Origin of the sequence: Pedobacter cryoconitis, from assembly GCF_014200595.1 — a bacterium.
Taxonomy (GTDB): Bacteria; Bacteroidota; Bacteroidia; order Sphingobacteriales; family Sphingobacteriaceae; genus Pedobacter; species Pedobacter cryoconitis_C.
Window position 1 is genome coordinate 689,970 of the sequence record NZ_JACHCG010000002.1, and the last position, 13,607, is coordinate 703,576.

Here is a 13,607-nt window from a genome sequence, read left to right on the forward strand (position 1 = left end):
TTTCAATAACACCTTGGGGAAGCTGTTTTTTTCTTTGGCAGAACCAAATTATATTAAAAATGATACTTGATATTGATATAATGAATATATCGATACCACCAGTGTGATTGTGCGCTATAAAATAGATGTATAAACCAAATAAAATGAAAATTATTGTTACACTTATTCTAAATGTTTTGTTTTTGGATTAATTTTTTGTTATAATGCCCGATTAAATTAACTTGAAATGGACAAAGTGAATTTGATAACACTATTTTTAAATGTAGAAATTAAAATATCAAACCAGTTGAATATTACACCAATCAAGGTTTGTATAGGTGTAATCAATTTATTACTGTTTCATATTAGCATTCCCACGGTTTCTCTGGTGTGCATTGTGAAGAGATGAGACTCTTTGCCGGATGCATATTACAAATAATTGTGTAGAATTGATTATAAAAGTTAATACGTGAAAGATCAGCAAATTGATATTATAAAGTTTCCTATGTCGCCTCTGGCTAAAGCTGGTATCCTGATCAAGAACATGATAGATGATAGTCATGCTGCTGAACATGATCATTCTATGCCCCATCGAGATGATCATTATCTGTTGATGATAGCTACAGGCGGTCAATTTGTGATTAATATCGATTTTGAGAACAATACAATAATAGGACCGGCTATGCTGCTTATCTTTCCCGGCCAGGTTCACTATATTATTTCTGCCCGAAATCCGGTAGGTTGGGTGCTTAGTATAGATCCTGCGTTGATAGACAATGAATTTCAGCTCATCATGGAAAAAGGGTTTCGCTTACCTGTATCATTAGACAAGCAATCTGCTTTTTATGGGCATGCGGTTACTTTAACAGGGCAGATAGAAAAATTGCAGATAGCAGCGGGTAATCTATATACTGTACGTGCAATTCACTCGATACTCGATGCCTTGCTAGGCCTGATTACAGGCGAAATTGGAACAATCAATACGATCGGCAAAACAAAAACTAACAGGGCAACTGTAATTGAACAGGCTTTTATGCATTTGCTTAAACTAAATTATAAGGATTGGAAACAGCCTGCCCGATACGCAGCCGAGCTCAATATCTCAGTTGCTCATTTATATGATACTATTAAGCATACAACTGGTGATTCTGTGTCAGTTTACATTCAACAATATTGTATGCTTGAAGCTAAGCGGCTGCTTTGTTTTACCAAGTTTACAGTGAAGGAAATTGGTTATCAACTCGGTTATGAAGAACCTGTTTATTTTGGAAAGCTTTTTAAAAAGGTAACAGGTTTAACTCCGCTGCAATTCCGGCAACAATACCACGATTAGGACTATCATTCCAAGGTTTGACTATATTTCTGTTTGCATTTTATCCACGTTCTTTGCTTTATAAAATAAGCAAAAATGAATAAGCAGATAAATGTTCAGACCGTCTTAAATACGGTGAGACAAGCAGGAGACTTGTTTCTTAAAGAATATAAGCAAAACACTATCCCAACTAACAAGGAGCAGTTCTTTAAACAATTGGAAGTAATTGACGAACGCTGTATGGCTGTGTTAAAGGCAGGATTAACACCGGAATTTCCCGATACTCCCTGGAATACAGTTGATGAATTTGATAACGACGGACAAAAGCAACCGTTGCCGCTATCTGAATATTGGTTATGCGACGCAATGGACGGTGCAATACAATATTTGCAGCACATTCCTGGATGGACTATCAACCTGGTATTGATCAGAAATGGGGAATTATATTTTTCGGTGATTTATGATCCATTATCAAATGAAATGTTTTGGGCGCAGCAAGGGACAGGTGCAGTTATGAATGATAAGCCTATCCAGCCATCAGCTAAGACTGATCCTGATATGATGCTTGCCGTTTTTGAACACGGACACCAGGAACCAGCTATACCTGGCTTTAACGAAAAACACAGCGCTGCGGTGGCATCACTGTTAAATAAATTTGGTGTAGTCCGGAATTATGGTCCCCATGGCTTGCAGCTGGCTTATGTAGGTGCTGGCAGGATTGATGTATTTCATCAATTAGGTCTGGATACCTTCAATTGGCTGGCTGGTATTTTAATTGCCAGAGAAGCTGGTGCTGATATATTGAATGCTCATGGTGATAGCTGGAAATGGGGAGATGAAAGTCTGGCTGTTTCTGCACCGGGAATTGCAGGTAAGTTCAACAATAAAACAGGTTCTTAATTAAATTCAGATGAATATTACGATTATAGGTGCAGCTGCTGGTATAGGGCTTGCCACGGTAGAGCGGGCCTTAGCAAAGGGACACAGGGTGACAGCTTTGTCTACGCATACAGAAAGTATACCTCCCCATGCACATTTAACTAAAGTTAACGGCAGTGCAACTTCTGTCAGCGATCTGAAGAAGGTTATGTTTGGTGCTGACGCGGTAATTATAACCATTGGTACCAAAAATAAAAAGCCTAATACTTTGTTCTCTGATACTGCTAATGCGCTGGTTAAAGCTGGTACAGCATTGAATTTTAAAGCACCTGTGTTAATCATTACCGGATTTGGTACAGGTGATAGTAGTATGTTTTTAGGCTTTTTTATGAAAACAGTGATCAGGTTTTTCCTGAAACATCAGTATATCAATAAAACACTGATGGAGGAAATTATTGCAAATAGTGAACTGAACTGGGAGATTGTTCGGCCAGGGATACTTAGTGATGGCCCCTTAACGAAGAAGTATAAAGTACTGCCAGGTCTTTATAAAGGCATCAAAATCGGGAAGATATCAAGAGCAGATGTGGCGTCTTTTTTACTAGAGGAAGCAGAAAATCCAACCATGCTTAAAAAATACCCGGCGCTTACTACTTCTGTTTAAGAAAAAAGGCAACGTCGTTTCAGATGTTGCCTCAAATTAATTTTTTGGCGCATATATTTCTGTCTATTGCGCTTTCACTGAAATAGGTTTTCTACTCAGCAAATTTTCCAGATCAATCTCTGCCGTGGCAAATTAACCTTGTTTTTTAACATACTTGACTAGAAAGAAAGTACTTGCTCAGTCATAGCTGTAGCTCTGGAGTTAGTATAATAAGCTTGTGAATTTTAAAATACTGAAAAGAGGTATCTGACTAAGTTAACATCGCTAACTGGTAGGCTTGCAGACATGCTGTTGATATTCTGTCTGTGTTTTATTTTCTAATTTTTCATTGGTTAGTTCATGAATAAAGCAGGTGAAAACTTTTCTTCCTCTGTTCTCAAACTTACTTGTTGCCAATTGAAAGGTGAAAATTGTACCACCTTTCTTTAAACCGGTGTAATACTAGGCTGTGCAGGCGACGTTTCTACACTTTAAACAGTTGCTGAAGAAGTCTTTGAATCACTATTTTCTAATATTACTCCGGTAATTTTCGCCTTTCATGGTTATGTACGTATTAATCTGGTACATGGACGGCCAGATCCGGCAAGGTTTCATGCTAGGGGTATATGGAAGAAGGAACGACAATTACGCCATTCGAAATGGTCGTGCTGAATCAGATGAGTCATTATCATTTGGCAATGGAAGCCGTAAAAAGTGTATCTCATTTTCATCAGCTGGATGATATACCTGAAATAAAGAATTGGAAATGGTTACAACAACGTGAGAATAATACCTATCTCTGACCTGGTTTTTGCTAATAGGATTTCAATATCGAAAGCTAAAAAAGTATCCATATTCTGTAATTGTGTAGCAATCTGGGCTAAAATGCCCATGCCTGCTGCCGTTGCCGTACCGTAAAGTTTATGGCCAAAGCTGTTTATCGATTTGAGATCCTTTTGTTTTACATACTGCTCAAAGTTTGATAGAGATTCTACGAGTTGTTGTTTAATCATCTGCAATATTTCGCTCATACTTTCCTCATCATTTTCATAATACATTTTTAATGTTTCAAGACTAAGATGTAAAGGCTGATCTATGTTAGATTCGTTGTTGGATTTATGGGGAATTAAGGTGTTCAGTAACCACTTTTCTATCGCATCAATGATAGTTTCTTCTACGATTGGTTTTAAAATAAAATCATTCATTCCAGCTTCAATGCACTTCTCTTTTTCTCCCTTAACGTTTCCTGCGGTTAGTGCAATTATAGGAACGTGACTGGAATTTTCCATCTCTCTTATTTTAGCAGTGGCTTGATATCCATTGATTTCGGGCATCTGTACATCCATAAAGATCAGATCTACTACTTCATTTTTTAATTTTTTCAGGCATTCATCTCCATTGTATGCCTCAATAATTATTGATTTTGGCATAATTTTCAGAATGATAGTTTTGAGAAGAAACATGTTTATCTCGTTATCTTCGACTATCATAATTTTATGAATATTGTTTAAATAGGGCTTTACAATTGGATGTAAAGGAATTGAATGCGATGATTTTTGACTGGCAGAAGGTACTTCACCAACTTCCGTTTTTAGGTTAAGATCAAAATAGAAAAGACTGCCTTCACCAACTTTGCTAGTCAACTGAAGTTTGCTGTCCATCATGTTTAACAGCTTATTGGAAATGGTTAGCCCAAGCCCTGTTCCTCCATATTTTTTTGTAGTGGAATTATCCTCCTGGGAAAAAGCTTCAAAAATTTTAGTGTGTTTTTCTAGTTTAATACCTATACCAGTATCCCTGACTCCGAAACGAATGTTTGTTTGATTTTGAACCGCAATCAAAGATTCAACTTTGAGTTCAATTTCACCTTCATTAGTGAATTTTGTTGCATTACTTAATAAGTTGACAAGGATTTGTTTCAGACGAATAGCATCTGTCCAGATAAATCTTGGCAATTCAGGAGCTATATTCAACAGCATCTTTAGCTTTTTCCTTTGAGTCTGGTAATTAATGATATCTGTTGCTTGAGAACAGACTTCATAAAGATCGCACCTTTCGATATCCAGTTCAAGTTTGCCGGCCTCTATTTTGGAAAAATCCAATATATCGTTGATGATTTCTAAAAGAACATTTGCAGATTGATTTACAATACTCAGATGTTGATGTTGAACTTTGTTAAGCTTCGTTTTTAATACTAAATCTGTAAAACCAATAATCCCGTTTAATGGTGTCCGAATTTCATGACTCATATTGGCCAGAAATTCTGATTTTGCCATGCTGGCTTTTTCCGCCTGTATTTTTGCAGCTTTTAAATCCTGTTCCAGATAATATTGTTCAGTAATGTCTACTGCATTACCTAAAATATAGGGTTCATCATGAAGGTTTTTTTCCAGAACATTACTGAAAATCCAGACTCTTTTATTTCCTGTTTTATCTTTAATCAGGATTTTTCCACTTGCTTTTCCTAGCTTATTAATTGTTTTTAAGTATTCCTTTATTCCAAGATGGTAATTTTCAGGAACGACATCAAACAAGGTCATCAGGTTGACTTCCTTTCTGGAATAACCCAAAACAGATGCGCCAGCATCATTTACGGAGAGAAATTTTCCATTTAAATCATGAGTACACATTAGTCCCTGTGAGTTTTCAAAAAATCTTTTTAATTTTTCTTCACTAATTTCCAGCTGATGTTTATTCTCAACTTCTTCAGTAATATTTCTGCCAATAGCAAAAATATGTCCGCTGGATAGCTCAGGAGTAGCTGTCCACTGAATTACTTTATCTTGTCCGGTATTTGTTTTGAACCGATGTGTAAAATTAACTGTGTTTTTGCCTGATTTTAACTGCTCAAGTTCAGCTAAAGTAATCCCGACATCATCTGGATGTATAAAATCAAATAGTGATCTGCTGAGAAGTGATACCACATCCCATCCCAGGACTGTCTGGAAAGCCGGATTAACTTTTTTAAAATATCCATCAGTCCCTACAATGCAGATTAAATCTTGTGATAAGTTGAAAAATTGTTTCAATGTGTTAGTTTCTTTTATTTCCGGATCAATTAATTTTTCGACTAAACTATGTCTATCCTCGACAATGATTTTTTTTCTCATCTTAAATTACCTCCTATAATTTAATGATCACTTTTGATATCGTATTTTCGAGGTTCCACAGGAGATTGTCCATCCTTAATGATGTACCCTCAGCATGAGCTGACTCCTCAATTTCTTTCAGTACTTCTTTCAGGGAAATGATCCCCATAGTATCAACTGAAGGCTTCATTCTATGTGCAATCTTTGCCATAAGAACGTAATCATTTTTTAAATAGGCAGCCTTCATTTCATTAACTGAATCAGGTGCCTGTTCTTTGAAAAGACATTTCATTTTTTTAATAAAATCCATATTACCCCTGGCAATGGTATTCAGTTGTGTCAGATCGTATAAAGGAGTCTCAATTACTGTACTGATATTAGGCGCTGTTAATTGATTTACTTTTTTACCAAGCCAAACTGAGACAATATTCAAAAGCTGCATCTCTTCGAATGGCTTTGATAGATAATCATTGAATCCTGCCTCCAGGCATTTTTGATTGTCTCCTTTCAGTGCCAAGGCCGTTAAGGCAATAGCTGGTATGCTTACGCTCATTTTTTTTCGTATTTCTCTGATAGCCTCCATACCATCCATTACTGGCATCTGAATGTCCATTAAGATTAGGTCGGGAGTACAATTTATCGTCTGTTCAATTGCTTCCAAACCATTTGTTGCTTCCAATATTTCAGCTCCATAGGCTTGTAAAATAGTGGAGGCAAGTAAACGATTGATCTCATTGTCGTCTGTTATCAGAATCACTTTTCCTTTAAGAATTCCAGGATCAGTTTCAGTAATCTCGCTTTGAGGTAAATCTTCAAGTTTCCCTTTGTTTAATTTCAGCAGGATAGAAATCTTAGTGCCCGCATTTTTTTTACTATCTACTTCGATCTTACCATCCATCAATTCTATCAATCTTTTTGTAATACTCATTCCAAGACCAGTACCACCATACTTTCTTGTAACAGTAGCATCCTCCTGAGAGAAATTATCGAAAAGTCTTTCTATAAATGACTGGTCCATACCTACTCCGGTATCTTGTACAGTGATTTTTATCCATTGATTTACTGTATTTTCTTTGATTAGTTTGCAAGTCAGATCGACACTTCCTTTACTGGTAAATTTGATCGAGTTACTTACCAGGTTAAGAAGAACCTGATTTATTCTGTATGGATCACCAATTAATACATTTTGTAATTGTGGATCCCAGAATGAACTCGTTATTACAATCCCTTTTTCTTCTGCCTTATGGTTCATGACTTGTATTACTCTCATGATAAGTGGCTGTATTTCAAAACCAATATTTTCAATTGTAAGCTTACCTGCATCGATTTTACTGAGATCTAAAATATCATTAATGATTACCAGTAAATTATCTGCTGCTGCTTTTATCGTGTTTAAGAAAAATGATTGTTCCCGATCTAAATGGGTTTTTCTAAGTTGATTAGACATTCCTAGAATCGCATTCATAGGTGTTCGTATTTCGTGGCTCATATTGGCCAGAAACATTTCCTTTGCCTGGGTGGAAGCTTCGGCCTGCTCCTTAGCATTGATCAGCTCAAGTTCAAGTCCCTTTTGTTGTGTAATATCGAGGTGTATCCCAATTGAACCCACTAAGACTGCATTGTCATTATATCTGGGAGCGGCACTGATCAGCCACCATCTTTTTTTTCCGTTTTTATGATTTACTGAAACTTCATAGGTATCCGAGATGCCCTGTTTTCTAAGTTCATTTTTTTGTTGAATTTTTCTTTTCGTTTCTTCATTTAGAATTAATACATCTGAAGCTTTTCTTTTCATTAATTCTGTCTGAGTGAAGCCACTCATGGAGCAGAAACTATCATTGGCATATTGTATAATCTCATTGTTGTCTACTTCGATTAACCCAAGGTTCATATTGGCGATTATTCCTCTATATTTTTCTTCATTAATCTTTAAGGCCTGTTCGGCAAGCTTTCTTTCAGTAATGTCTGTATGGGTACCAACAATTCGTTCAGGAGATTTATCTTTTGTAAAAGCAATGACCATACCCCGGTCTAATATCCATAAATAGTGCCCATCTTTATGTCTTAACCTGAACTCACGCTGATGACTTAATATTTTTCCTTCCGCATAATCCTGATCGATTTTATTAACGAGCTCGAGGTCATCAGGATGAATGCGATTAAACCACTCAGAAGTCTCATTTTTAAATTCCTCATCTGTATAGCCTAACATTTTTTTGTATTGTTTGGAAAAAAAAACTTCCTGATTTTGAAAGTTATATTCCCATACGCCGTCACCTGCACCTTCTAAAGCAAATTGCCATAAGCCTTCGCTTGATTTTAATGCCGCTTCACTCTTCTTTCTCTGGTTAATCTCATCATGAAGTTGCTGCGCTATCATTAACAGATCATCGGAATCTTTTTCTGTTTCTGAACCAAAAAAACCTACGGCAGACTTTAATTTTTCGACAGATAATTTTTTTACTTCGAGTTCATGTTTCAATTTGCTGTTTAGTGTTACATACTGCTCTTCACTAATATGAAAAGCCCGTTCAGCTAATTCTGTTTCTCTTTCTAAAGTTGTATAGGAGTCGTTGATGATAGATAGGAAGATAAGTATGGCTGGGTTAGAAGATAATTCTTCAGGCAGGTATTTTTTTATTTGACGGGATAACAGTTTATGGTAATTCATAAAAAGAAGTTATAGTCATGGTCTGGTTATGTAATTGACAATCCCCACCTTCATTAAATGGCGATATTTCTCCATAGGCATAAAAACCTGCAATAGGAGTCTTATTTTCAAATATTTCACTTACAGCCTCCACTTCCTCTTCTGCACGGGAACCCAGAATCAGCTTACGGCCAACACAGCTGATCAGCAAAGAGAAGTCGGGATTGGGTTTTCCGAAAGGGATGGTTTTTTGAGCAGCAATAGCTGCCGCCGCGGTCAATTTATCAAAATTACCTCTCATAAACTTTACTTTTGATCCGACAGGTACATCTCCGGCAAATGTCATGCTTTTGAGGGTTTCATCAATTGATAAAATAGTTCGGACAACGGGTTTCTCAATTCCAGGTATAGTTACTGAAAGTGGAAATAGCAGAGATGCGCCAGGAAGATTTTCTATTTCGGGACCTAAATACTTTTTATATAATTCAAGTGCATTTTCATGATCAATTTCATACAAAACATTTGCTTTAGATTTGGTGATTTCTTTCTCAAGTCCAAACATATCCCACCCCCCTTCTGAGCCGTGAGTAACTAATAAGTTTTTTCCGTAGAAGCCAATAACAACAATCTGGCCTTCTGATGGTGATTTATTTAACCCAAGCAAGGTGGATTTAAAATTGGGTCCATCACCCGCCAGACCGCCGGTAATCAGTACTTTATTTCCTGTGGCTTTGTTAAGTCCTTTCACGAGTTCACTTCCGTTAACCAGGCTACCATCAGAAAAAACCATAAGATAACAAAGCTCTTCTTTTGGAAGATTATCAATTAATTTTGCAGCAGCACTGTAACTATCCGGGAAATCCTGAATGGATACTGAGGATGTTTTGAGCACGGTGTTTTCAAATTCCAGTGCAACACATATTATAGATTGATCCTGGACGTTTTGCTGATATATTTCTCCGGCGGTACTGCATATCATAAGCTCAGCATTAGGAAACTCAATGTGCAAACTTTGATAAATATTCGTTTCCTCAATCCTTTCTTTACCTGCAAAACATAACACAAGTCGTATCTGATTAGGTTTAACGATAGGATAGGATGGATGCTGTTGCCATTTATTATCTAAAAACTGAAACGATGATGCATTCATGATGTTGCTATTTCCTTAGATAAATACGATTATTATGCCAAAGGGGTTTTTTGTGGCTAATTATCTTGTTTTCAGTGTTTTGTTGAATTTGTTTCTTGTGCTAAATTCCAAAAAATGGAATTTATTCCAGTTCTCCCGCTTTAATCATATTATAAATAGTGCTTTTGCCAATGTCCAGAACTTTTGCTGTAACGATCACATCGTGGTTATATTTTTTTAAATAAAAACGTATAATATCCTGGTTATGATCTTTTAAAGTTTTTTCTTCGGTAATTAAAATATCATCTCTGCGTATGGTATTAAATGTGATATCTTCCGGTTTGATTTCATTTTGACTGCACATAACTACAGCAAGGTCAATAATTGCTTTAAGTTCCCGCACATTTCCAGGATAAGTATATTTTAGTAATTTGTCCTTTGCAGAATTTGACATATTAATATTACCCAATTTGTTGGCTGTTGAAAATTCATCGATAAAATATTTAGCCAGAATCAACACGTCATTATCACGGAATCTCAATGGAGGTAGCTCTATTGGCAAACCCATGATCCGATAATAAAGATCCTCACGAAAATTTCCTTTCTTTACTTCCTCTGCTAAATTTTTATGTGTGGCAATGATCAGACGGGCATCAAATTTAATCGTTTCATTTCCTCCAACACGTGTAACTTCTCTTTCCTGAATTACCCTTAATATTTTACTTTGCACATTCAGGTCAAGTTCTGCGATTTCGTCAAGGAAGATCGTTCCGCCATCTGCTTCTTCGAATTTACCCGCTTTACGGGCATTCGCCCCGGTAAAAGCACCTTTCTCATAGCCAAACAATTCACTCTCTACAAGCTCCCGGGGTATGGCTGCCATATTAACGGCAACAAATTTTCTCTTACTCCGAAGGCTGTTATAATGGATTGCTTTTGCAACGACTTCTTTTCCAGTGCCTGTTTCTCCGGTAATGGAAATATTGATATTTGTTTTGGTCGCCTTTTCCATTAAACCAAATATGTTTTTGATGGCAGTACTTTGACCGATAATAGTTTTTTCAAATGAAAATTTTTGCCCCAGTTCTTCCCTCAGGTATTGTACCTCTTTTTTCAAAGATTGATTTTCACGGATCCTGATAATACTGTTCCATAACAGATCTTTGGTAGATTCATCTTTTACCAGGTAATCTGAAACACCCATTTTAAGAAGATCAACAGCTGTAGTAATATTTTCCTGCGAACTGATCACGATGACAGGGACATCTGGCAGAATTCTACGTATATTTTTATAAAATTTATCTCCGGTAGTATCGGGCAAAGAAAAGTCAATACTAATCAAATCCGGGTTTAGATGTAAGTTTTTAATACAATCTTCTCCCGTTAAAAATCTGGTCACCTGATAGTCCGGATTGAGAGAGAGATGATAATCCAGGATTTCTCCATACCAGGGATCATCTTCCACGACGAAAATTCGATAATTTTCCATAAGAGCTTTTCTCTAAATTACAGAATTTATCTTAAACTATGAGGTCAGGCAACAATTTGTTTTAATTGGCAATTTCCATTTTTTTTATGAAACGGTACCAACGGTAAAAATGAGTCATTAATTGTAAGGTGTAAATATAAATGATGACTATAAAGACCTGACTTATAATGACCCAGGCGATGCTGAATAAACAAATTGCAGCAGTTGAGAACAGGATGAGGACGAGCTGAAGTCTTATGATTTTTGTAGTCGCATTGGAATGCATGAGGTGGTGATGAATCAACAGGTGGTGAAGGTGTGTTTTATCGGCAGAAAATGCAGATTTTCCTTTCCACATTCTGGTCAGATAGACCCTTATTGAATCTAATACCGGAACCATGCAGCAGGCGGTGATCAGCACAATAAAAACAGGAGCCAGGTGAAGTGTTTCTGATTGCGCAGATTGTATGAAATAAATCCCTGATGTTGAAACGATAAATCCGATTGTTAATGACCCGCTGTCACCCATAAATACTTTGGCAGGTTTCCAGTTATATTTTAAGAATACCGATAATGCGGCAGCAAGTGGCAATAAAAGCAGCAGCCATTCTTCGTGATGGGATACTATACTCATTACAATAAGTACCAGTATATTAATTATCCCTAAACTTCCCACTAACCCGTCAATGCCATCAATAAGGTTAAAAGCATTGACCACACCCATAATGATCAGTACAGTTAAAAAATATTGGGCTGATTCCGGTAGCTCATGTATTCCCATAAATCCATAAAGTGATGTCAGTCTTATCCCTGCCAGAGCAATTACAATTGCACAACCCAGCTGCACAATTAAGCGGAGTTTAACTGGCAAGTCCCAGCGGTCATCTAAAAGGCCAGTAACCATAAGTATAATCAGTGTAATGTATATCATCTTATGCGTGATGATGAAGGACCATAATATCCCGGAAAATAACGCAGGCATAAGCAGGCAAAGTACAATAACAAATCCACCTATTGCAGGAACAGGACTGGTGTGCACCTTCCTGTTATTAGGTTTGTCAACCAGACCAAGATATGGGCTCAATTTAATCATAGCCGGAAAGAATAAGATTGCTGAGGCAATAGATAGCAAAATAACCGGGACAAAATCTAAAAGGATAGTTTTCATGAGATGAGGATTAATTTAAATTATCTTTTTTCATAAAAGTGCACTGTGGACTGCAAATGACCCAATTCAAGTTCAAGCAATCTTTTTTTGTTCAGTAATGTTGTAAAACTGGATGTTAATTTCTTTTTCTCAGAAGTCCGGATTACTTCAATAATCATATATTCATATTTATCCGCAATCAGTTTCCAGGTATATCTCCTGTTTGCAATCTCTTTCATTACAAGCGCGGACTGTTTAAGGTCCTTTATGGTTTTCCCTTTAATCAGCGTGATGAGTTCATTCATAGTGCTGAAGTACATTGCTTTACCTTCTGTAGTGGTTTTATTATAAGCTACTCCGTATGCGATTACCGGCAAACCCAGAAACATGGCTTCAACAAGTGATGGATTTGTACCGCCAGCGCTGTGCCCATGTATGTAAACATAGCAGTTACTTCTTAAAACATCCAGTGCCTGCTGCTCATAAATAGGGTCAAGCAAAATGATGTTCGGAAAATTGCCATATTGATTTTTCATCTCTATGCCGTAGTCGCTGTTATTCCAGTTTCCAACTATGACCAGTATATGTTTTGGGAGCATAGAAAAGGCTTTAAGTACCATATCTATGTTGTTTTCAGGTTCAATTCTACAAACCTTAAATGCATAAGGCATTTTTAAAAACGGATAATTCTTTTTGTCCGCATCCGTCGAATTTATATTGATGGTATGATCTGCACCGTATTCTATGATATTACTTAAGGTTTTGTACCGGATGGCAGTATAATCCTGAATAGATTCATTATCTGCAATATCTGCGTGGGAGGATTTAACTGCAATCCATTCAGCCATCCAAAGATATAAACGGCCTATTTTACTCCATTTATTACGTTTCCATTCTATACCATCAATGGAAATCAAAATCTTTTTGTTGGTGAAAAATCTGACAAACGGAAGTATAAATCCCCCGCTAACACCCAGAATTAACAGTACATCGGCATAAAATATTGCATGTAAAATACTGATGCAGTCATATATTATGCTCTGAATTCCATTTGCTTTAAAAGGTAAATATAACAGCCTGGCATTTTTATATATTTTTACCCGCTCTTGTTTAGGATATGATTTAGAGGAGCAATAAACCGAAATGTCCCATTTGCTTCCTAAATGCTCTACCAGGTGTTCTGCAAGAGTTTCAAAGCCACCATATTTTGCAGGTAAGCCTACTGTACCGATTATGGCAATTTTTTTATTTTTCATGGTGTACTGTTTCTAAATACTTTTCATTTTCCGGGCCAAATCTATAATGTGCCGT

The 13,607-nt window shown here is 36.7% G+C and carries 9 protein-coding genes and 1 pseudogene; 4 read left to right on the top strand and 6 right to left on the bottom strand.

Annotation, left to right across the window (positions count from 1 at the left end; all coding sequences use genetic code 11):
- Positions 1–448: 448 nt before the first annotated feature.
- From HDE70_RS27445 to HDE70_RS16985, 4 genes and pseudogenes are all read left to right on the top strand, one after another.
- Positions 449–1,312 carry a helix-turn-helix domain-containing protein gene (locus HDE70_RS27445; protein ID WP_183891325.1) on the top strand — a complete coding sequence of 288 codons (864 nt, stop codon included), beginning with the start codon at positions 449–451 and terminating at the stop codon, positions 1,310–1,312.
- Positions 1,313–1,387: 75 nt separating this feature from the next.
- Positions 1,388–2,191 (top strand): inositol monophosphatase family protein, encoded by an 804-nt coding sequence (locus HDE70_RS16975; protein ID WP_183891326.1) that lies wholly within the window; start codon positions 1,388–1,390, stop codon positions 2,189–2,191.
- A 10-nt stretch (positions 2,192–2,201) separates the two neighbouring features.
- On the top strand, positions 2,202–2,834 hold the full coding sequence (locus tag HDE70_RS16980; protein ID WP_183891327.1) for an NAD(P)-dependent oxidoreductase: 633 nt from the start codon (positions 2,202–2,204) through the stop codon (positions 2,832–2,834).
- Between the two features lie 525 nt (positions 2,835–3,359).
- Positions 3,360–3,616: pseudogene (locus HDE70_RS16985) on the top strand (hypothetical protein).
- On the opposite strand, the gene HDE70_RS16990 reads toward HDE70_RS16985, so the two are convergent.
- From HDE70_RS16990 to HDE70_RS17015, 6 genes are all read right to left on the bottom strand, one after another.
- Positions 3,584–5,923 carry a PAS domain S-box protein gene (locus tag HDE70_RS16990; protein WP_183891328.1) on the bottom strand — a complete coding sequence of 780 codons (2,340 nt, stop codon included), beginning with the start codon at positions 5,921–5,923 and terminating at the stop codon, positions 3,584–3,586. The pseudogene HDE70_RS16985 and the gene HDE70_RS16990 overlap by 33 nt on opposite strands.
- 13 nt (positions 5,924–5,936) lie before the next feature.
- Complete coding sequence (locus tag HDE70_RS16995; RefSeq protein ID WP_183891329.1) at positions 5,937–8,573, bottom strand: PAS domain-containing hybrid sensor histidine kinase/response regulator; 2,637 nt, start codon at positions 8,571–8,573, stop codon at positions 5,937–5,939.
- A complete protein-coding gene (locus HDE70_RS17000; protein ID WP_183891330.1) occupies positions 8,560–9,702 on the bottom strand; it encodes an FIST signal transduction protein in 1,143 nt (380 codons plus the stop codon). Before HDE70_RS17000 ends, HDE70_RS16995 begins: the two co-directional genes overlap by 14 nt.
- Positions 9,703–9,823: 121 nt before the next feature.
- On the bottom strand, positions 9,824–11,170 hold the full coding sequence (locus HDE70_RS17005) for a sigma-54-dependent transcriptional regulator (protein WP_183891331.1): 1,347 nt from the start codon (positions 11,168–11,170) through the stop codon (positions 9,824–9,826).
- A gap of 61 nt (positions 11,171–11,231) precedes the next feature.
- Complete coding sequence (locus HDE70_RS17010; protein ID WP_183891332.1) at positions 11,232–12,317, bottom strand: glycosyltransferase family 4 protein; 1,086 nt, start codon at positions 12,315–12,317, stop codon at positions 11,232–11,234.
- 20 nt (positions 12,318–12,337) lie between these two features.
- Positions 12,338–13,552, bottom strand: a complete 1,215-nt coding sequence (locus HDE70_RS17015) for a DUF1972 domain-containing protein (RefSeq protein WP_183891333.1) — start codon at positions 13,550–13,552, stop codon at positions 12,338–12,340.
- Positions 13,553–13,607 lie beyond the last annotated feature (55 nt).

Coding starts and splice junctions, on each gene's coding strand:
- HDE70_RS17015 (WP_183891333.1), bottom strand. CDS start 13,552: ATGAAAAATAAAAAAATTGCCATAATCGGTACAGTAGGCTTACCTGCA.
- HDE70_RS17000 (WP_183891330.1), bottom strand. CDS start 9,702: ATGAATGCATCATCGTTTCAGTTTTTAGATAATAAATGGCAACAGCAT.
- HDE70_RS17005 (WP_183891331.1), bottom strand. CDS start 11,170: ATGGAAAATTATCGAATTTTCGTCGTGGAAGATGATCCCTGGTATGGA.
- HDE70_RS17010 (WP_183891332.1), bottom strand. CDS start 12,317: ATGAAAACTATCCTTTTAGATTTTGTCCCGGTTATTTTGCTATCTATT.
- HDE70_RS16995 (WP_183891329.1), bottom strand. CDS start 8,573: ATGAATTACCATAAACTGTTATCCCGTCAAATAAAAAAATACCTGCCT.
- HDE70_RS16980 (WP_183891327.1), top strand. CDS start 2,202: ATGAATATTACGATTATAGGTGCAGCTGCTGGTATAGGGCTTGCCACG.
- HDE70_RS16975 (WP_183891326.1), top strand. CDS start 1,388: ATGAATAAGCAGATAAATGTTCAGACCGTCTTAAATACGGTGAGACAA.
- HDE70_RS16990 (WP_183891328.1), bottom strand. CDS start 5,923: ATGAGAAAAAAAATCATTGTCGAGGATAGACATAGTTTAGTCGAAAAA.